Source organism: Ligilactobacillus sp. RTP31139st1_D10_RTP31139_211217, from assembly GCF_040226755.1.
Taxonomy (GTDB): domain Bacteria; phylum Bacillota; class Bacilli; order Lactobacillales; family Lactobacillaceae; genus Ligilactobacillus; species Ligilactobacillus animalis.
Window position 1 is genome coordinate 21,311 of record NZ_JBCOAR010000017.1, and the last position, 19,843, is coordinate 41,153.

Annotated in this window: 30 protein-coding genes and 1 pseudogene; 30 read left to right on the forward strand and 1 reads right to left on the reverse strand. The window is 39.6% G+C overall.

The window, feature by feature from the left end:
- The first annotated feature begins 49 nt into the window (after positions 1-49).
- Genes ABT996_RS09205 through ABT996_RS09225 form a run of 5 tightly spaced genes read left to right on the forward strand, consistent with a single transcriptional unit; the run spans position 50 to position 2,371 of the window.
- Positions 50-898, forward strand: coding sequence for a DnaD domain-containing protein (locus ABT996_RS09205; protein WP_052006350.1), 849 nt, complete (start codon positions 50-52; stop codon positions 896-898).
- Positions 895-1,701 (forward strand): ATP-binding protein, encoded by an 807-nt coding sequence (locus ABT996_RS09210; protein ID WP_035447994.1) that lies wholly within the window; start codon positions 895-897, stop codon positions 1,699-1,701. The genes ABT996_RS09205 and ABT996_RS09210 overlap by 4 nt, the downstream gene beginning before the upstream one ends.
- 2 nt (positions 1,702-1,703) lie before the next feature.
- Entirely contained in the window at positions 1,704-1,937 is a 234-nt protein-coding gene (locus tag ABT996_RS09215) for a hypothetical protein (protein ID WP_035447997.1), read from the forward strand.
- On the forward strand, positions 1,921-2,187 hold the full coding sequence (locus tag ABT996_RS09220) for a hypothetical protein (protein WP_035447999.1): 267 nt from the start codon (positions 1,921-1,923) through the stop codon (positions 2,185-2,187). The genes ABT996_RS09215 and ABT996_RS09220 overlap by 17 nt, the downstream gene beginning before the upstream one ends.
- Before the next feature lie 4 nt (positions 2,188-2,191).
- Positions 2,192-2,371, forward strand: coding sequence for a hypothetical protein (locus ABT996_RS09225; protein WP_035448002.1), 180 nt, complete (start codon positions 2,192-2,194; stop codon positions 2,369-2,371).
- Here the strand turns inward: ABT996_RS09225 and ABT996_RS09230 are convergent.
- Complete coding sequence (locus tag ABT996_RS09230; RefSeq protein WP_035448003.1) at positions 2,368-2,592, reverse strand: DUF2188 domain-containing protein; 225 nt, start codon at positions 2,590-2,592, stop codon at positions 2,368-2,370. The genes ABT996_RS09225 and ABT996_RS09230 overlap by 4 nt on opposite strands.
- Before the next feature lie 139 nt (positions 2,593-2,731).
- On the opposite strand from ABT996_RS09230, the gene ABT996_RS09235 reads away from it, so the two are divergent.
- The 25 genes and pseudogenes from ABT996_RS09235 to ABT996_RS09355 all read left to right on the forward strand — a co-directional run.
- Positions 2,732-2,962, forward strand: a complete 231-nt coding sequence (locus ABT996_RS09235) for a helix-turn-helix domain-containing protein (RefSeq protein WP_318530705.1) — start codon at positions 2,732-2,734, stop codon at positions 2,960-2,962.
- The gene (locus tag ABT996_RS09240; RefSeq protein WP_146024639.1) at positions 2,904-3,227 is read left to right on the forward strand and encodes a hypothetical protein; all 324 of its coding nucleotides are present in this window, start codon (positions 2,904-2,906) and stop codon (positions 3,225-3,227) included. The genes ABT996_RS09235 and ABT996_RS09240 overlap by 59 nt, the downstream gene beginning before the upstream one ends.
- A 178-nt stretch (positions 3,228-3,405) precedes the next feature.
- On the forward strand, positions 3,406-3,945 hold the full coding sequence (locus tag ABT996_RS09245) for a hypothetical protein (protein ID WP_035448007.1): 540 nt from the start codon (positions 3,406-3,408) through the stop codon (positions 3,943-3,945).
- A 1-nt stretch (position 3,946) separates the two neighbouring features.
- Positions 3,947-4,204, forward strand: a complete 258-nt coding sequence (locus tag ABT996_RS09250; protein ID WP_035448009.1) for a hypothetical protein — start codon at positions 3,947-3,949, stop codon at positions 4,202-4,204.
- Positions 4,205-4,208: 4 nt separating this feature from the next.
- On the forward strand, positions 4,209-4,451 hold the full coding sequence (locus ABT996_RS09255) for a hypothetical protein (protein ID WP_035448011.1): 243 nt from the start codon (positions 4,209-4,211) through the stop codon (positions 4,449-4,451).
- Positions 4,439-4,651: a hypothetical protein gene (locus ABT996_RS09260; protein WP_035448014.1), complete on the forward strand. Its 213-nt coding sequence runs from the start codon at positions 4,439-4,441 to the stop codon at positions 4,649-4,651. The genes ABT996_RS09255 and ABT996_RS09260 overlap by 13 nt, the downstream gene beginning before the upstream one ends.
- A gap of 84 nt (positions 4,652-4,735) precedes the next feature.
- Complete coding sequence (locus ABT996_RS09265; protein WP_035448016.1) at positions 4,736-5,194, forward strand: ArpU family phage packaging/lysis transcriptional regulator; 459 nt, start codon at positions 4,736-4,738, stop codon at positions 5,192-5,194.
- A 335-nt stretch (positions 5,195-5,529) separates the two neighbouring features.
- A complete protein-coding gene (locus ABT996_RS09270; protein WP_035448017.1) occupies positions 5,530-5,790 on the forward strand; it encodes a DUF6275 family protein in 261 nt (86 codons plus the stop codon).
- 1 nt (position 5,791) lies between these two features.
- Entirely contained in the window at positions 5,792-5,947 is a 156-nt protein-coding gene (locus ABT996_RS09275; RefSeq protein WP_161633761.1) for a hypothetical protein, read from the forward strand.
- Between the two features lie 43 nt (positions 5,948-5,990).
- Complete coding sequence (locus ABT996_RS09280) at positions 5,991-6,410, forward strand: terminase small subunit (protein ID WP_035448018.1); 420 nt, start codon at positions 5,991-5,993, stop codon at positions 6,408-6,410.
- The gene (locus ABT996_RS09285) at positions 6,400-7,659 is read left to right on the forward strand and encodes a PBSX family phage terminase large subunit (RefSeq protein ID WP_035448021.1); all 1,260 of its coding nucleotides are present in this window, start codon (positions 6,400-6,402) and stop codon (positions 7,657-7,659) included. Before ABT996_RS09280 ends, ABT996_RS09285 begins: the two co-directional genes overlap by 11 nt.
- An 11-nt stretch (positions 7,660-7,670) precedes the next feature.
- Entirely contained in the window at positions 7,671-9,077 is a 1,407-nt protein-coding gene (locus ABT996_RS09290; RefSeq protein WP_052006351.1) for a phage portal protein, read from the forward strand.
- On the forward strand, positions 9,061-10,767 hold the full coding sequence (locus ABT996_RS09295) for a structural protein (RefSeq protein WP_052006352.1): 1,707 nt from the start codon (positions 9,061-9,063) through the stop codon (positions 10,765-10,767). Before ABT996_RS09290 ends, ABT996_RS09295 begins: the two co-directional genes overlap by 17 nt.
- A 1-nt stretch (position 10,768) precedes the next feature.
- On the forward strand, positions 10,769-10,960 hold the full coding sequence (locus ABT996_RS09300; protein WP_035448025.1) for a hypothetical protein: 192 nt from the start codon (positions 10,769-10,771) through the stop codon (positions 10,958-10,960).
- 130 nt (positions 10,961-11,090) lie between these two features.
- Positions 11,091-11,708: a DUF4355 domain-containing protein gene (locus ABT996_RS09305; protein WP_052006353.1), complete on the forward strand. Its 618-nt coding sequence runs from the start codon at positions 11,091-11,093 to the stop codon at positions 11,706-11,708.
- A 1-nt stretch (position 11,709) separates the two neighbouring features.
- A complete protein-coding gene (locus ABT996_RS09310) occupies positions 11,710-12,540 on the forward strand; it encodes a N4-gp56 family major capsid protein (protein ID WP_035448037.1) in 831 nt (276 codons plus the stop codon).
- A gap of 5 nt (positions 12,541-12,545) precedes the next feature.
- On the forward strand, positions 12,546-12,875 hold the full coding sequence (locus ABT996_RS09315; RefSeq protein ID WP_052006354.1) for a phage head-tail connector protein: 330 nt from the start codon (positions 12,546-12,548) through the stop codon (positions 12,873-12,875).
- On the forward strand, positions 12,875-13,180 hold the full coding sequence (locus tag ABT996_RS09320) for a hypothetical protein (protein ID WP_052006355.1): 306 nt from the start codon (positions 12,875-12,877) through the stop codon (positions 13,178-13,180). Before ABT996_RS09315 ends, ABT996_RS09320 begins: the two co-directional genes overlap by 1 nt.
- Complete coding sequence (locus tag ABT996_RS09325) at positions 13,177-13,539, forward strand: HK97-gp10 family putative phage morphogenesis protein (RefSeq protein ID WP_052006356.1); 363 nt, start codon at positions 13,177-13,179, stop codon at positions 13,537-13,539. The genes ABT996_RS09320 and ABT996_RS09325 overlap by 4 nt, the downstream gene beginning before the upstream one ends.
- On the forward strand, positions 13,536-13,925 hold the full coding sequence (locus tag ABT996_RS09330; protein WP_035448039.1) for a hypothetical protein: 390 nt from the start codon (positions 13,536-13,538) through the stop codon (positions 13,923-13,925). The genes ABT996_RS09325 and ABT996_RS09330 overlap by 4 nt, the downstream gene beginning before the upstream one ends.
- Positions 13,926-13,927: 2 nt before the next feature.
- A complete protein-coding gene (locus ABT996_RS09335; protein ID WP_035448042.1) occupies positions 13,928-14,446 on the forward strand; it encodes a phage major tail protein, TP901-1 family in 519 nt (172 codons plus the stop codon).
- A gap of 19 nt (positions 14,447-14,465) precedes the next feature.
- Entirely contained in the window at positions 14,466-14,870 is a 405-nt protein-coding gene (locus ABT996_RS09340) for a tail assembly chaperone (RefSeq protein WP_052006357.1), read from the forward strand.
- Positions 14,871-14,896: 26 nt separating this feature from the next.
- Positions 14,897-15,202, forward strand: a complete 306-nt coding sequence (locus ABT996_RS09345; RefSeq protein WP_025087460.1) for a hypothetical protein — start codon at positions 14,897-14,899, stop codon at positions 15,200-15,202.
- Positions 15,199-19,470 (forward strand): phage tail tape measure protein, encoded by a 4,272-nt coding sequence (locus ABT996_RS09350; RefSeq protein WP_052006358.1) that lies wholly within the window; start codon positions 15,199-15,201, stop codon positions 19,468-19,470. The genes ABT996_RS09345 and ABT996_RS09350 overlap by 4 nt, the downstream gene beginning before the upstream one ends.
- A pseudogene (locus tag ABT996_RS09355) lies at positions 19,470-19,843 on the forward strand (phage tail protein); the annotation flags it as partial. The gene ABT996_RS09350 and the pseudogene ABT996_RS09355, both read left to right, overlap by 1 nt.

Genomic DNA, 19,843 nt, shown 5'->3' on the forward strand with positions numbered 1-19,843 from the left:
TAATGCTAGACGGGTGAGAGGCCCGATAATTTCAAGGGAGGATGGTAACATGAATAATCTGCTTTTTGACGAGCCACCGATTGTTGTATCGCCAACTTTAGCCAAAATGTTAGGCAGTCTTGATGAAGCTGCAATATTGCAACAAATCCATTATTGGACGCAGAAAAACACAAATATCAGAGATGGATATAGCTGGGTCTATAACACGATCTCAGAGTGGCAAAAACAATTTTCGTGGATCGAGTCAGATAAGACGATGAGGACCAAACTTAAGTCATTAGAAAACAAAGGATTGCTAGTTACCGGCAACTACAACAAAGCAAAATTCGATCGTACAAAGTGGTACAGGATTGATTATGACGCATTTTCCCAAATGGTAACAGCATTCGGTAAAAGTTACCGCACGAATCGGCAGGAATTACCGAATGCAACCGGCAAGAATTACCAGACCTATACCATAGACTACACAGAGACTACTACAGAGAAGATAGATGATGATAGCTCACGCGCTAATCTTTCTGATCTTGATATTCAACTAGAATGTCACAGACAGATACAACCAATCGCACAATACTTTGAGCGTAACTTTGGACAGATAACACAAACTGAAAGAATGAAGCTCTTAGATGAGTATAGGGACTGGTATGAAGAAGGTGTGCCAAAAGAAGATATCATCGCAGTATTTAATAAAGTCATTGAAAAGGCTGCAATCTATCGAGCTAAAGCGCCAGCTGAATACTCAGTAGGCATCTTAAAAGGGTATCTGAGAAATAAGATCTGGACTGTTGAGGCTATTGAAGGTGAAGATAAGCAGTTTGAAGCTAAGAAGCAACAACGGCAAAGTGGTTGGAGTAACAGACGAAATAACGCATCAAATGAAGTGGAGTGGTATGAATGAGCAGTGCAGAAGAATTTGCTAAGCGTAACATTCCCGGGTCTAATATTTCTGAACTGATTGAACGTATGAAAACTGAAGATGGGAAACGGCTACTGAATTTATCACGAGAAGAATTTGCAGAATTTCATAAAAATAACGAACTAGCATTGAATGAAAAATGGAGAAAAGATCAGCAACAGTTAAAGTCAAAGTTTTGTTACCGTAACTCTATTTGGTCTGGTGGTGAAGAGATCAAGTTCAAGTTTTCGGATTGGGATGTAAACAGACAAAGTAACCCTCAAGCAGCGCATGCGATCGCTAAACAAGCATACACGTTAGCTACAGAATTGCTTACGGATAGCTTTAATGTGACGATGTACGGTAAATCTGGGACTGGAAAAACCAGCCTAGCGATCGCAATGTTGACAAAGATACATGAAGAGTCTGGTAAGTCTATTATGATCGTTTCGACTGCTGAACTATCATCTTTGTTAGCTGATCAATACACGTATCAAAAGACAAAAGAAAAACTTGACGATCTGAAACGTGCACTTACTGAAGTTGATGTTTTATTGCTTGATGATTTTGGTACTGAAGGTGGGATCATCAGTGACCTCAAACCAGTAAGACGAGATTTGCAGAACTATCTTTATCAAGTAGCGAATGGACGCTTTCAGGGAAAGAAAACAACAGTCATCACGACAAATAACGTAGATAAGCATTTTGTGCAGATGTACGATCCGAAGATCATCAGTCGATTAGTGACGAAAAATAAGGATCACAGAATTTTATTCAACGATATGGAAGACGTAAGAGAGGTATAGAAATGAAAGTAAAAAATATTTGGGCTAGCGATTATGCGGTGATCTATGAGATTGACGATAAGTGCTACTTCTACAACAAACGACACAATGAGACACCTAGTCTGACGACTGATCAAGAAGTTAGCGCCAGCCAGCTAGGCGATCCATACAAGGTAATCAAGCGTAAAGGGCTATATCCAGAGCTGGCATTCAGCCCAGAGATGAAGAAGGTGGACCGTGTTGATCAAGGAATTTAAACCGATCAAGCGTCCGACAGCACCGATGCCAGATGACGTCAAAATTCAGATGAGCTACTTGCGATGTTGTGGCTTGAGTCCAGATCGTGCGTTTAGTGAATGCAAGAAGCTAGTGAAAAGTGGCAAGTCTGACTATGTTTCGTCTGAGAGCGCTGCGAGCTGGATAGTTGAATACGAGAACGTATTTGCAAAAGCAATGATTGAACGGTGGAACCTTGATGATCCACCAAAGTACTGGACAGGAGAGTAAAAAGATGACTGAAGAATTATTTGAGCTAGAAAAAGAAACAAAGAATATCAACAAGCCAATGACAAAATGGGCACGGGTGATCGTTGAGACAGACGAAAAGAACCCTAAAACCCTAGCACTGATCACAAATGAGGATTGTGAATCAGTTGCGGGGGTCAGGGTTCGGGTCAAGCCGGTATATTAGCCCTTAGGCGGGAATGGGTCATGCCCGTGGCTATCTCGACTTTGGATTTGACCGTTTTTTCCATGGATGATCAATTCGGAATGTTGGTTACGTGAGATATTACGAGCAATGTTTACAGCGCTTCGTTTGGTATCGGTGTGAACTGTAGCTCTTTTAGCACCAGCACCTTTAACATTCCAACCACCATTTGGGTTAGGTACGACGTGTTGATTACGTCCCATTACGAATCCCGTCCTTTCTGTAAATTTCAAATATGAGTTTTAGGAGGCTGCATATCTGATATGACTAATATAATACTATATTTAGTATTAATCAAGAGGTGAACGCTATATGTTGTGGTTGAAAATTGAAAAAGAATTGATGAGACAAAAAACTTCAGTGTATCGACTTGCGAAAAATACGGGTATCAGTGCAACGACTTTACAAAATTACAAAAATGGTATTGAGCCATCATTCAAGAATATGTGCAAGATTGCAGACGCATTGGATGTCAGTTTAGATTATTTCAGAGACGAAGGTGAGGACAAGGAAGATGTACGAACGAAAAGGAAACGAGATCATCACAGAAGCAATCGACATTATGGGCGATAGCATTTCATTTGCGGTGACTGATGACGGAATGCTATCCGACAATAGCTATACGTACGGTGAAGCGTTTATGAGCGGTGCTGAAGATCGCTGGAATGATAAAGAAGCACGGTTGATAATTGAATTTTATGGTTGTGGGCTGTTTAACGATGAGATTGTATGCAGAACAGATAACGGCCTTGAAAGAGCTATTGTACGCATGATACAGGCTGTTACAGCTCTCGAAGAATATCTTTATTCACTACCGAAAGCAGAGGACGACAAATGATCGCTGAAATTTTAAAGTGGGCGATGGTGATCGCGTTCATGCTGTTTATGAGCGTTATCGCATTTGCTCATAATGAAAAATGAAAAAGTAGCTATTTTTAACAATAGGCGGTAGGTTTTAGCACCGAATAATCAAAAAAGCGCTTTTTTGAATAATATAAATTAGGAGGACTAATGAAATGGAAGAACAAAAATTAGTGCTACAAGATGGCACATACAAATATGACGATCGCACAAGACAAGTGAGCGTGTCAGAAGAACAATTGAAAAAAGCTGGCTATGTGAAGCTGGCTGATGATGAACGAATGGTCAAGATGGTAAAACTTGACCAGAAGAGAACGGAATTTATGTTTAAAAACGGATGCTTACCATTTTACAATCCAACGTCAGTAGACAGTTTTTGGCATAAAGCTTTTGATTATTCGCAATATGATGGTGACGAACCAGAAGAGGTTCAAGCTTTATTAGCTGAAGCTTACTTTAATGGCTATGTAGTCAAAGAGAAGAAGTATTACATTGACTCAGGATTTGGCGACTCTTATTTAAGGGTAAAACGTGATAACGGCGCATGGTATTGGGGGATAAAAGAAGCTACATCTTTTGGACGCTCACAATTTACGCAAGATGAGATCGACGAGATGCAAAAAGATCCGCGTGCCAAAGGGCTGGATCTTAATATACTAAAGGTCGAAGTTCCTGAAGATGAATTGGAGGGTTGAAATGGCAGTCAGAGAATACAAAAAGACAGCTACAATCAAAGCTGAACAGTTCGATGGATCGTTTGAAATGATGGAAAAATATCTAATTCAGTATGCACCATTCCTTTCAGAAATTGCGCCGTCTAGCTATTCGATAAGAACGTTAGAAGGAGATATGAAGTTTGGCGTAGGCGATTATATTGCTACTGGAGTTGACGGTGAGTATTGGGTAATTAAAAAAGAAATCTTTGAAAAGACTTATGTATTAGTGGAGGGCTAAAGAGATGGAAGAAGAGCGTGAAGGTATGATAACGAGCTTAGTAAATCAGAACATGAAACTTAAAAAACAAAACAAGTTGCTATATCAAACGTTAAAAGAAATTGAGAAATGCAATAATTCATTATTATGTGATTCAACGTATTTGAGAGGGTTTATTGATGCGAAAGTGTCAGCAATAGAACCAATTATGGGTGAGGACAATGATTGTATTTCCAAAAAAAGGGTGATGATGAGATGGAAGAATTAAAAAATAAAGCAAAGTTAGAACCACTTTCTTTGGCTGAAAAGTTAGCTGCGACGGTGTTTGTGCTAATAGCATTTTATTTCACAATTATAGGCGATTGGAACTTTGCCTTTTTTACGTTACTTATGACGATTATTTTGTTTATGTGGGTCATCACTAAATGGTTATGCTTTATCGCAGAACTTCTTTTAAACAAGGAGTAGGACAAATAAAAAGCGCAGTGAGCAGACACCACGCTTTCCCAATAAAATTCAACAACTAATTATAACATAAGGGAGAGCGAAAGCATGGAATTATCAAGTTTATTCCCAGTGGTCGATGAACGTGCGACAGCTAAAAAAGTCAAAAAATTTTTCGAGAAAGATTTTGAAAGATTGTTACGTCTTGCAGATGAGCAAACAAGCTTTTTTCGCTCACCTAACTACGATGGAATGCCTAAATCACCTAGCACGATCAACGGTCAAGAAGAGTCTGCTATCAAATACATCACAAGCGACACAGCGAAAGCAAAAAGTATCTTAAAAGATATTGATGTCGCTATCAATCACTGCAGTAAAACAAATCAGATCATCTTATTTTATCGTTATATTGAATTTTGGCCAGATTGGCGAGTAGCTCAAAAAGTCAAATACAGCACGACACGATATAACGAATTGAAGATCGCAGCGCTAGTAGAATTTGCTGAACGTCTGTGCGTACAAGAAAATCGTATCGATTTGAGAGAAATTCAAAAAGCGTCAAGTTAGCGTCAAAGTTGCGTCAAGTTATAGTCAAAATAGCGAAGAAATGTAGTCATCATATCATGCTAAGATGATATTGTTCCCGTGATGGGGAATCCTACGATATCCAAAATGCTTATTGACGTTTGCAAAGCGTCGTTAAATAAGTTTGCTAGTGACAGTAGCACGATCTACTGCGTGTGGGCGCGTTAAGTCCTTGCCACATCCGAGAGCGTGGCAAAACGGCCCGGTATTGAAGAGTAGCGGAAGGCTAGCTGGTTCGAGCCCAGCCCGGGTCTTTATTTTGATAATATTCTAGAGTCAGTGAAAGCTGGCTCTTTTTTGCTTAGGAGGATGTTTTTATGGACGGACGAAAATTCTTAGATCTATGCGTCGAAAAACTTTTAGATATCGTCAACGATTACAACAGATTTGATAATACAGACGCTGATGATGTGTTTATCGTGTGGAGTTGTAAGACGCTTCAACACAACAAAGCACTGCTAGGTGTTGATGGTTCGGATGAGTATTACGAGTTTACTTACAACGGTGACAAGAAAGAGTTATACGTTGATGTTTACTCAAAAGCTGATCAACACGTTTTTGAAGAGAGTCAATTGTAAGATGAGAAATACGAAAAATGCAGGTTTAGTCAGTTGTGGCTTAGAAGAATATTTGATCAACAAAATCAATAACGATCTAAGCAAGAAAAAACATAAGAAGTTTGAGAGTGAAGTTTTGAAAGAAAAGAAGATCATGGACAAACTTATGATTAAGTAATAACAATAACAAAACTACTTTTTTTGGAGGTGGGTGATATGAAGTGAGAAAACTAACACCAAAACAGAAGAATTTTGCTGACGAGTATATTATCACTGGAAATGCTACTCAGTCTGCAATTAAAGCGGGTTATTCGGAAAAATATGCAAATACTAACGCAAGTAAATTACTACAAAATACTACAATCAAGGCTTACATTGATGAGCGTCTAAAGCAAATAGAAGACGAAAAAACAATGGACATGAAAGAAGTCATGCAGAGATTATCAGCGATCGCTCGTGGTGAAACTGTTGAAGAGCAAGTCACAAATTCGGGTGATGTTGTTGAGATAGGTGTAAAAACTGGCGATCGTATTCGTGCAATGGAACTGATCGGCAAACGCTATGGAGCGTGGACCGATAAAAAGGAAGTTTCAGGCGATATGACGATCAATGTTGGAGTAGGTGAGTGGGATGGCGATTAGTTTAAATTTCCCGCAACCCAGCAAAGTCTTCAATAAGCAGATCTATGATAGCTTGAAAGATTATTCAAAATTTATCGAAGTTTGGTATGGTGGTGCGTCAAGCGGCAAATCGCATGGTGTCGTTCAAAAGGTCGTTCTCAAGTCGTTATTGAATTGGCGCTATCCACGTAAGGTATTATGGTTGCGAAAAGTCGACCGCACGTTGAAGGACTCTATCTTTGCCGATGTGCTCGATTGCTTGAGTAGGTGGCAGTTGTTAGCACTATGCAAGGTAAATAATTCAGATCGGACTATCACGCTGCCAAACAAGGCAGTTTTTTTATTTAAAGGAATGGACGATCCAGAAAAAATCAAATCGATCAAAGGTTTATCCGATGTGGTCATGGAAGAAGCTAGCGAGTTCACCTTAGATGATTTTACTCAGCTAACTTTGCGTTTGCGTGAACCTAAGCATAAGAATCGTCAGTTGTTTGTGATGTTTAACCCGGTCAGTAAAGTCAATTGGACGTATAAACAGTGGTTCGATCCACAAGCCGAAATCGATACAAATCGTGTTGCAGTCCATCATTCTACCTACAAAGATAATCGGTTCCTTGATGAAGAAAATATCCCCACGATCGAAAATCTAAAGAAAACCAACCCAGCTTATTACAAGATCTATACGCTCGGGGAGTTTGCAACTTTAGATAAATTAGTCTTTCCTGTTTTTGAAAAGCAGAGAATACACGCAGCAGACCTTGTTGATATACCTAGTTATTTCGGGCTTGACTTTGGGTTTGTGAATGATCCAAGTGCATTCGTTCACGTAAAAGTTGATCAGAAGAATAAGATTCTATACGCCCTTGAAGAGTATACGAAAAAAGGAATGCTCAATAATGAAATATCTAAGGTGATCACTGACATGGGCTATTCAAAAGAAGTGATCACTGCTGATGCTGCTGAACAAAAATCAATTGCAGAATTAAAACGTGATGGGATTGCAAGAGTTAGACCAGCTAAAAAAGGTCCAGACTCTGTTATTCAAGGTATCAGTTTCTTGCAACAGTATCAGTTAGTTATTGACGATCGCTGCGTAAAGTTGATCGAAGAATTAGAAAACTACACCTATCAAAAAGATAGGAAAACCAATGAATATATCAACAAACCAGTTGATAGCTACAATCACTGCATCGATGCGATCAGATATGCAGTTGAAGAGATTAACGGTCAAGCAACACCGAAGATCAAAACATTCAACATTCAAATTTAGGAGGCGATAAGATGGCTTTGGATGGAAAAGGGATGGTAGGAGAAAATGACATATTTTTATTTCCACAAGATGAACAGTTGACTTCAGTCGACCTGGAAGCTTTTGTTAAAGAAAATGAAAGAATAAGCTCAACTTATCGTCGTAACATGGAGATGTACAAGGGTAGATATGACATCGAAAAAGAACCTAAGAAACCGTTGAACAAACCAGATAACCGAATTGCAATTAATTTTGCTAAGTACCTGGTAAATGTATTTAACGGTTTCTTTGCTGGTGTAGCGCCACAGATCGGGTTGAAAGACGAGAAGCAAAATGACGAGCTTCAAAGCTTCAACAATCTAAGTTCAGTTCCAGATAAAATAAGCGATTTAGCTAAGCTCTGTTCTATCTATGGCAGAGCTTATATGTTTCTATATCGTGATGAAGGTGCTCAGCTAAGAGCTACTATTTCAGCGCCTACGAATTCGTTTATTATCTACGATGACTCTGTAAGTCATAAACCGATGTATTTTGTGCGTTATACAAAAAATAAAGATGATGAGTTTGTTGGTGAAGTTCACTCAGATAATGAATCCATCCCGTTTAACAATGATTTTGAATTAGGCGAAAGTGAAGCCAATCCACTTGGTAAAGTTCCAGCAATTGAATTCATGGAAAACGATGAACGTTTACCACTGTATGACAATTCAACTATCTCTGTGATGAATGCGATCAACAAAGCGATCAGTCAAAAAGCAAATGACACTGATGCTATTGCAGACGCTTATTTATTTTTTAAGGGTGGAGATCTTGATGAAGAAGTCATTAAAAATATGTCTGATAATCGAGTGATCGCAATTGCTGCGGGTGATAGTGATGCAAAGTTTTTAGAACGTCCCAACGGGGATGGCACACAAGAAAACTTGTTGAATAGACTTGTCAGAAACCTGTTTCAAACTACGATGGTCACTAATTTAGATGACATTAATGCGACTGGAAACAATCAGTCTGGCTATTCTATTGAGCTTAAAATGCAAGCAATGCGATCGCTAGCTGCAGTCAAAGAACGAAAATTCGTTATTTCATTGAGAAAAATGTATCGTGTTGTGTTTGAGTTCTTGAAATTGAAAAAGAGCTTGAAAGGCCAACTCAAAGACATAGTAACAGGTTCTATTGATGACCCTGTAAATGAGTTGAAGATCACCTTCACACGAAACTTACCGAAGAACATCGAGCTCGAAGCGAACGTGGCTAAAAACTTAGAAGGTATCGTATCTAAGCAAACACAGCTAAAAGCATTGCCAAGCCTAGTTGATGATCCACAAGAAGAAATGGAACTTATGCGTCAAGAAGAGAGTGAAGCGCTGGATAATGCAGTCAAAAATAATCCTGCGAGTTATCAGTTTGAAGGTGTAGATCACAATGAAAAACAAGAATGATTACTGGGAACGACGCGAACAGGAATGGATCGCTAAGCGTACTAAAAAAGACCAGGAATATCTTAAACAGATGGTAGCTCGTTATGATCAATTAACTAATGATATTCAGACACAGATTAATTCTTTTTACAGCAAGTATGCGACTGACACAGGTTTGACGATGAGCGATGTCATCAAAAAGATAAAAGCTAACGATGTGCAGGCGTTTGAAAAGACTGCTAAAAAGCTAGTCGAGAACAAAGATTTCAGTAAAGAAGCAAATGAGCGCTTGAAGTTGTATAACGCAACGATGAAGATCAATCGCTTAGAGTATCTTAAAGCCCAAGTTGGTTTAGAGCTGACAAAAGTTACTAATCAAGAGCAAATGGCGATGAGCGATTATTTGGAATCGTCATATATTGATGAAGTGAAACGTCAATCAGGTATTCTATCAAAACATAATAACGTGCAGATAGCTAAAAATGCTCGTGTAGTTGCGTCTGCTAGCTTTCATGGTGCTGTTTGGTCTGATAGACTGTGGGTCAATCAAAGTGTCTTAAAAGCAAAACTAGACACTGTTATCAGCCGTGCTATGATTCAAGGAACTAATCCAACGCAACTAATAGCTAACTTCAGAGCGAATGTAGCAAAAGAAGTCAGAAATGCTACTGCAGTTATCGAAAACTTAGTGATCACTGAGACGGCTCGCGTGCAAGATGCTGCAACGATGAGATCATTGAAAGCTGCTGGTTTTAAGTTTTGTAAATGGATCGCTGAGCCGACTGCATGCAAATATTGCTTAGAGATAGCAGAACGTAGAACTGAATATGGTATCGGTGTATATCCAGTTATGGACGCACCGATGATACCCAAGCACCCGAGATGTCGTTGTAGTAAAGCAGCATATTGGGTAGATAAAGAAAATCTTGCTCCAGGGATATTTGAAAAATGGTTTGGCAAGAAAGAAAAAAATGAGCCTAAAGAGGTCTTTCATGATTACCCAAGTGATATTGATGCGATCGTAAAGAGATTTGTTTCAGATAAAAACGTCCAAGCATTAGGCGAGAAACGAGCTAAGGAATATGCTTACAGATTGTCTAAAGCGCCAGAACAGTATCAGAAGCTTTTTGCGATGTACAAGGATAAGGTTGAGATTGCTGGTGATATTGCCAAAACAAAAGATAGTAATTACTATGACCCTGTAAATAAAAAAATCCATTTGAGAGAGAGTTCATTTCTTGAGTTTCCTCATCAAAAGGGATACGATTTGGTGTATCATGAGGTAGCACATGGTATAGCTGATGTTTCAAATGTGTTAAGTGGTAATGGCCTGGGAAAAAATGTTAAAATAGAGGTAGTCGAGGGAGTAGAGAAATATTTAGCCATTAATTATCCAGAGTTGAAAGATACTAAAAGAACTAGTAATACATTCGCAATTTCCCTTAATCATGGTCTTTTTTCAAAAGAAAATGTAAAGAAAACAGGTTATATAGCTGATGTTTATGGTGGGGCAATAGATATGCCACTACAGTTTGGACATTATCAAGGCTATTATGATAGTAATCATGTGTTTGCAAGTGAATTTTTTGCGAACACGATTGCCTCGGCTATAAACAATCCTATTGCATATGAGTTTCAAAGGGAGATAGTTCCTAAAAGTACTGAATTTGTTGACAATATAGTAAAAGAAATGAGTTCTAGGAGGAAATAGAATGCTAAAAAGATATCTTTTAAATCGAAAAAGTCTATCTGAGCTTTTAGATTTATATTTTGAAAAGCTTCATGAACCCCTTCCATTAATGTATATGTCTGCGACTGAAGAAGAATTGCGGGAGAAGCTTATTGAAGCTTTGCTGACTAATAAAAAAATTGAACTAAAAGTTCCTAAGGGATGTATTGTATAGACCCATAATAATTATAAGTAGCATTCAGCGTAAGTTGGGTGCTTTTTATTTTGCCTTTTTTCCGGGATCGCAGGCGTTAAAGAACGATCGTGAGTAAATAGTCCACCAGACTCAAAATGAGGTGTAAGATATGAAACTTGATTTGCAATATTTTGCTGAAGAAGCTACCGAGACTGAAGCTAGTGCACAAGTTGAAGAAACGGAGCAAGAAGAAAGCAAGGAAGAAAAGTTGTTCACACAAGAAGAAGTGAACGAGATCGTGCGAAAACGAATGGAACGCGCTGATCGTGAACAAGAAAAAAAGATCAGTGAAGCTAAGTCTGAAGCTGTAAAGGAAGCTACAAAGTTAGCGAAGATGAATGCAGAACAAAAGCGCACTTATGAGTTAGAACAAGCTAATAAACGAGCGCAAGAAGCAGAAAATGAGTTAGCGCAAATGAAGATGCAGGCTGTGGCCCGCAAAATGTTCGCTGAGAGTGGCGTTACTGCAACTGAAGATGAATTAGCCTTAGTGGTTTCAAACGATGCTGAGACCACAAAAACTAATGTTGAGAAGCTAACAGCTTTTGCTAATCGAATTCGAGAACAAGTAGCAAATGAATTGCTTGCTGGTAAGACGCCGAAAAGTGTTGAAAGCTCGAAGGAAACAAAGACTTATTCAAATATTGAACAGTTGAGCATGAAAGAACTCACACAGCTTCACAACGAAGATCCAGAACGATTTAAACAATTATTAGGAGGAAGATAAAATGGCAGATACATTGACTCAAATGCAAGATATGATCAACCCGGAGGTGCTTGCACCAATGGTGTCTTATTCATTGGAAAAGGCTTTGCGATTTACACCTTTAGCACAAGTTGATGACAATTTAAAAGGGAAACCTGGTGATACTATCACCTACCCTAAATTTACGTATATCGGTGATGCTAAAGATGTTGGCGAAGGTCAAGCGATTCCATTAGATAAACTCGGCACAAAGAGTGCATCAGCTAAAATCAAAAAGGCCGCTAAGGGTACACAGATCACTGATGAAGCGTTGCTATCGGCAAATGGCGAACCGCTAAAAGAATCTACACGTCAATTAGGCTTAGCTATTGCCAACAAGGTAGATGATGATATCTTAGAAGCAATCAAGAAAGGTACTCAAAGAGTAACTATTGAACCTACTGTGGAAGGTATTCAAAAAGCGTTAGATGTCTTTAACGATGAAACGGAAGGTACTGTTGTAGCTGTTGTTTCACCAGCGAATGCCGCAAAGATCCGCATGGATGCACTAAAAAATCATGCTGGATCTGACACGATCGCAAATGCGATGATCCGAGGCACGTATTTTGACGTACTAGGTGCTCAAGTTGTACGTTCTAAGAAATTAGGCGACACAGAAGCTTTATTTGTTAAATCAGATGTAACATCACCAGCGGTCAAGTTGATTCGAAAACGTGATATCTTAGTAGAAACAGATCGTGATATCACCAAGAAGATCACGATCATGACAGCTGATCAACACTACACAGCATACTTGTATGATGATACGAAGGTCGTTGTCGCAACTATCAGTGAAAGCGTTGGTGAAGGTTAATTGAAATGGACGTTTTAAAGAATGTAAAACAGATCTTGGGCTTTCATGACGATAGCGAAGATGAATTGCTACAAAGCATCATTGCAGTTATCACAGATCGCTTATTAGCGAAGCTCGGCGGCGAGCTGTTCGAGATTCCAAAAGAGCTAAATTATATCGTTGTTGAAGCGTCTATCTCAAGATTTAACCGTGTAAACGATGAAGGTAAAAAGAGCGCAAGTGAGTCAGATGTAAGTGCTACTTACGAAACTGATGATCTAGCGCCTTTTTTGGATGACATTCAAGAGTGGCTAACACGCAATGATGGCGGTAAGAGGAGGTTCATGATGTACTGATGAGATATACAGATACAGTGATTTTTGTTGTAAAAGCAAATAAGCATTATGATCCTGATGCCGGTAAATTTGTGGGTGGAGAGCCCAAACAAACTAAGCGTCGATGTCATATTAGTTCGCCTAGCTTAAGTAAATCGGTATTGGTATTTGGCGATCTAAAGACAAGCGATATTTTGATACATCTTAAACGAAGATATACAGATACTTATGATTATTGTTTGATCAATGGTCGTAAGTATTTTTTTGTACGTGAAAGTATCGTGAATCGTCGTCAAGTCATTGTAGTAAGGGGTGACAGCTCATGAGTGCTGGGGTCAGTGTTTCGGTAGATACGGATGAGAACTTTGTTCAATTTTTGTCTAAAAATGTCAGTTTAGGTAGAGAAGTTGCGGATGTAGTCAGAAAACACGGGGCGGGAATGCAACAATTAGCCCAAAGTTACGCACCCGTAGATACTGGCTTTTTGAAGAGACATATCAATTTAGGTTTTACTATGCATGGCTTTGTGTATACAGCTGTTGTGACTGGTGACGCCGAATATGATCCCTATCAAGAATATGGCACACGTTACCAAGCTGGGACTCCGCACTTGCGCCCTGCTCTGTACAACACTGAAGATAAATTTATTGCCGACATGAATAGATTGGTGCGTGATAACACATGAAAGAACCCAATCAAGCTATTTATGATGAGTTATTTAAAACGTCATTGGCACTAAAATTTGACACATATCCTTATTTACCACCAGATGTTAGCTATCCATTTGTATATTTCGGAGAACAGTTTGGAAATCCGTTAGAAGTAAAATCAAATGTTTTAGCAGGTAAAAGTCGGCTATCGATCCACTTGTATGATGAGCATGACGACAGACGCGCCTTGACAGATATGAGTCAAAAGCTAGTCAATGAAGCAAAAAAACTACGCCAAGCAGATATTTACAGTGTTGGATATGTATCAAGTAGTACAAGGACATTACTTGATAATTCTAGTGCTCAGACGCTTTGGCATATTGTAATTGAAATCGAATTTGAATATTTAGGAGGCTGTTAATTATGGCACAGACAAAAACTAATGGCGCCGTACCAGTTTACGGTAAAGATCACATTTTAGCTTTCCGCCTGTTTGATGAACGAGCATCAAAGGGAGCTACTAAATTAGCTTTGCAAACTAAGCATAGTTGGAAGTTTGAAGCTAAATCAGACTCGACTGAAACAAAAGACGGAAACATCAACTCACCCGCAACGGCTTCGGCTACTTTAGAAATTGAAGCGATCGCAAGCTTGGATGAAGTAAACGAGATGTTACGTGGTGCAGTGATGAGTTCTAAAATGCTTGAGGTATGGGACATCAACTTAGCTGATAAGCGTAGCGATAATAAGTACGGGGCGCAATATGCTCGGGGATATTTGCAATCATGGGAAGTTCCGTCTGAGATCGGCAAATTGACTGAGATCAAAACAACGATGAATGTTGAGCAGTTGCCAGTTGAAGGTGAAGCAACTTTAACAGAAGAGCAACAATCAGCTATTCAATATGCATTTGCTGATACGAATCCAGCAACAGAAGGATAACAACAGGAGGATACTGATCATGTACGTAAAAATTGATGGCAAAAATTATGAATTACACTTTGGTGTGCGTTTTGTGCGTGAACTAGATAAGAAATATAGCATTGAAGGGCCCGTAGACTTCGGGACGGGTGTAAATAATATCTATGCTCGTTTGCAGTCCCCTAATCCTTATGCGCTTTATGAAGCCTTACACGCAGCTTTACAACCAGACTTAGATCTAACAGAAGAAGAGTTTGATACTTGGGTAGACTCGTTCAAGAGCGAACAAGAATATACCCGTTTTTTCGGTCTGTTTACAAAAGAATTGAAGAATCATCGTCAAACGAGACCACTAGTAAAGAACTACGAGAAAGTAATGAACGAAGTCAAAAAGCAATTCGAAAAAGAGAAGAATTTGAAAGCGCAAAATACTATGAAACCATAGTTACCAATGCTTTTAGACTCTTTAAAATGACTGATCTAGCAACGATAGAGAAGATGACACTCAAAGAGTATAACTTGAGAATGCAAGCATATCGTTTGCAACAAGTTGATAGAATGTTTGAGCGTCGAGATCTTGCGTGGGCAATCGTGACAGCTAAATCGGTAGATAAAGAAGGAAATTATATTTATAGAGAGTTCAAAGATTTCTTTGACTATGATGAGGCTATAAAAGCAGTCGAAAATGTCCAAGTCAGAGAAGAAGATATGGACCAAGATCTTGTAAGAATAGCACGTAGGCTGGCAGAGTATCGCAAAGGAGGTGGCAAGATTTGAGTACTTATGATTCTAGAGTGACTTTAGGAGCTAACATAACCCAATACGTTGCCGCCTTTCGTGAAGCGACTGCGATCTATAAGCGGTTCAATCAAGAAATTGCTAAAAGTTCAATATCTTCGACAGATGCTTTGGCTAAATCATCAAATATAGTTTCAACGGCTGTTAAAGCTACTGCTGTTGGTGTTACCGCATTAGGAGTAGCAACAATCAAAACGGGTATGGACTTTGAACATCAAATGTCTCGTGTGGGTGCTATTTCAGGCGCTAATGCTAAGGAGTTAAAGGCAATGAACGATCAAGCTATCAAGCTTGGTGCAGATACAGCCTTTAGCGCTAAAGAAGCAGCACAAGGTATGGAAGCTTTGGCTTCTGCTGGTTTTGATGCTAACCAGATTATGGCGGCAACTCCCGGGGTAATGGACCTTGCAGCTGTTTCCGGCGGTGATGTTGGTGCAGCTGCTGAATATGCCGCAACTGCTTTAAATGGTTTTGGCCTTGAGGCTGACAAGTCTACACATGTTGCTGATGTTTTCGCGCGTGCGGCTGCTGATACTAATGCTGAAGCCAAAGACATGGGCGAAGCGCTGAAGATGGTCGCACCTCAAGCTCATACTGCGGGCTTAAGTTTAGAAGAGACTGCTGCTGCGATCGGTCTGTTATCTAACGCAGGTATCAAAGGTTCAGAAGCCGGCTCTAACTTAGCGATGGCACTGACAAGAGTGCAAAATCCTAGTGGAGAAGCTAAAAAAGCTATGGATCAATTAGGTTACAGCGCTTTTGACTCGGCCGGGAAAATGAAGCCGTTAGCACAACAGATGAGCGAATTGCGTGAAAAGTTGTCTGGAATGACTGATCAACAAAAGCAATACTACTTGTCTGAGATTTATGGTGTTCAAGGCGGACGAGCAGTTAACGTCTTACTATCACAACGTTCAGATGCTTTGCAAGATTTGACCGGTAAACTCCAAAACTCAGATGGTGCTGCTTCTGAAATGGCTAAAACGATGCAAAACGATCTAAAGAGTTCGGTAGAACAGTTTTTCGGATCGTTAGAAAGCTTGGCTATTATCATTGAGCAGACTTTTGGTGGAGTACTAAAAAGTGGTGTTGATGTTGCAACTGATAAAATTGGCCAATTCAATGACTATTTGCAAAAAAATCAAGCCGAGATCCAAAAAAGTATCGGTAAAGGAATTGAATTCGCTAAGAGCTTTATGGACATGTTACCTTCTATCGAATCTGTCACAAGTGCACTTAAGATTGCATTACCTGCATTTTTAGCACTGGAAACCTTTAAAGGGATCGGTGTTGGCGGTGCTAAGACGATCCAATTTTTAGAGACGCTACAGGCTGATCTAAGCTTGGTACGTACCGGTATTGGCATGACTGGTTCGGCTATCAGTACTCAAAATAGCATCATTTCAATGGCTTTTGGTGGTATTTATAGAAGTTCTAAGAAGGCAGTATCTGGCTTAAATCAGTTCTTGTATATGTCTACGTCAGCCAATGGCGCAGAATATATGGCAAGTAAGATCAAGAGTGTTGGTTCAGCATTAGTGGGTATTCCAAGTAAAGCGACTAATGCAACGAAAAGCTTGATGACTTTTGCGACAAATCCAAAACAAGCCGCAATCAGTTTGAATGGTGCGTATGCTAAGTTGTTAGGCACTATGGGGGCATCAGAAGCCCAAATAGCTTCTTTAGCTCCGACTGCAATCAGTTCGAGTGGTGCAGTTGCTGGTTTAGGCGCGTCGTTAGGCTCGTTGACGCTCATTGCGGCTGGTGTCGCAGTAGTAGCCACAGCTATCTATATGGCGTGGTCCAGCAACTTCATGAATATTCAAGGAGTTGTGAAAACAGCTATTAGTGGCATCAAATCAATGTTTAGTTCGATGAAGCCAGCTGTAACAGGGGTATTGGAAGCTTTAAAACCGATAGGAAGCCTATTAGGCGGGATCTTAAAAGTTATCGGTGCTTTAGCTATCGGTACTTTGGTAGGAAGTGCTATCACATTAGCTACAGCTTTACGCTTAATAGCTGATGTTTTAGTAGGATTGATAAAGCTTGTGACTTCCGCTGGGAATGTCTTTAAAGCTTTAGGACAAGCGATGACTGGTGATTTTAAAGGAGCAAGCAAGTCGATCAGTGCGGCTAAAAAAGATCTCGGTCAAGCAATGGATGCAGCTAAAGACATGGGACAAGCGTTTGTTGATGCAGGTAAAATCGGCTATGAATCATTTTCACAATTGGGTAAAGGTGGTAAAGAAGCTAAAGAGAGTTCTGACTCTGCCACTAATTCGACTAAGCAACTGAAAAAATCAGTCGAAGCCGTTTCTAATTCTGCTAAAGAGATGAAGACGACTTTTGAGAATTCCAAGGCAAAATTCAGCGATCTTATCAATACTGAAGGCGTGTCAGACAAGACTAAACAATTTTTGACTGACGTTAATAATACATTAGACCAGTATCAAGCCAATGCACAAAAGGCTTCTGACAATTACAGTAAGGCAATGACGGAAGCTGAAGAACTAACTGGTAAAAAGCGTGTAGAAGCAGTCAATAAAGCAAGTAAAAATCTTGCCAACGCAACCCAGCAAAATGGGCAAAACTTACTGAATATCACTTCTGATCTTGATAGACAGTTGCAAGATAAACGTTTTTCTGATGGAACAGCAATGACTGAAGATCAAGTTAAGCTGTTGACTGATCAAAATAATGCGATCAAGCAGAAATTAATAGAGCAAAACCAAATTTTTGCTGATGCTCAAATGACACGCTTGCAAAATGGTGAAAAACTAAATCAGCAAGAGCGTGAAGCAACTATAACCACTTTACAGGCTAATTATGAATTGCGGTCTCAACAGATCCAACAGGGCGAAGAGAAGATAAAGCAACTTAAAGAGCAATTAGCCAATGCACAAGATCAAACGACCAAGGCTCAGTTACAGCAGCAGATCACCCAGCAAGAAGCTACGAACCAGCAAATGCTTAATCAACAGCTACAGTTTGGGACTCAGATGAACATGACGATTGCCAATGGATCTAAGTTGAATTTTGATACTTGGTCTAATGGTCTGAAGAATATGTCCAACGTAACTAATGAACAACTACAGTCCATGTATCTCGCTTTTGTCAAAATGAATGGAGATACTGGACAACAAATGCAAGCTTTTGCACTGATGTTACAACAAACAGGAACTCAAGGTGTTGATAATTTAGTTCAGGCTTTATCAACTGGGAAAGCTACTACGACACAGATCGCTCAAGCAATCGCTAAAGATGGTACTGATGGTTTGAACTCCTTGCCACCCGGAATGTTTGCTAAAGGTGACGAAGGTAAAAATAAATTCATTGAAGCTTTAAAAGCGGGAGATTTCAAAGGTGCTGGACAGTATCTAGCAACGCAGTCGAGTGAAGGAGCTAAGGATAATAATAAGCATAGTAAGTCTGGGAAAGATAATGCAGATAGTTATGTAAAAGGGCTTAATAATAAAAAGTCTGAAGCCAAAGACGCCGGTACGCAACTTGCTGAAAGTTCTGTAAAAGGAACAAAGAGTAAAAAAGCTGATATGAAAGACGCTGGTGATACGTTGGGCTATCACGCTTCTAAAGGTGTCAGTGGGCGAAAAGGTGATACTAAAGATGCTGGCGATACACTTGGCTATCATGCTGCAAGAGGCGTAGCTAGTCGCAAGGGTGATGTACGCGATGCTGGTGATACATTAGGGTATCATGCGGCAGCAGGTGTTCGTGGTCGAGTTAGCGACATGCGTTCGGCAGGATCGCAATTAGCTGCAGGTGTTGCTTCTGGTATTAGTTCTAATACTGGCGCTGCTGTTAGTGCTATGGCTAGTTTAGTAGCTAGTGTAAATGCTGAGGCTAAAAAAGTTGCAAAGATCCACTCACCATCTCGCTTGATGAGAGATGAAGTAGGTAAGTTCTTAGCGTTAGGTGTTGCTGTTGGTATCACTGAAAATGAAGATGCTGCATCAAAAGCAATGGGAAATATGATCGAAAATATCCAGTCTAATGTTACTCGATTAGATCTATTGCTTCCAAATCCGATAAATGATAGCAATATCAACTTGAATAGCACTAATGAGCTAAAAGTCAGTTCATTTGATACGACCAATAACCTTTTGCGTCGCTTGATCGATAAAAAACAGGTGATTGTTTTGGATTCAGGAGCTGTTGTTGGTGAGACTAAAGATCTTTATAATACCGCTTTTGGTGAAGAGATACAGTTGCAAACGAGGTGGAACTAATGGGATATGAGTTTATGGATACTCAGCCTGCATATTCAAAAATAGATGAGCAATTGCGTACAGAAGGTATCATTTTTGGTGACTTTGATTCACGCAAAGAAGGATGGTGGTTACTCGAGCGTGACGCTCCTTCGCCAAATGAGAAAGTGATCGTTGAAAGTTTACCGTATATGCAGGGAAACTATGATTTTTCAGTATTTGACGATGAAAGATATTTCGAAAATAGGACATTGACCTACAAGTTTAAAATTGTTGCCAGTCCATATTCTGATCGCAAAATGCTAGAGCATGAGATCAAACGCAAGTTAATTCCAATGAAGATTCAACGTCTGATAGACACGCATGATTCAAATTATTTTTGGAAGGGTAAAGT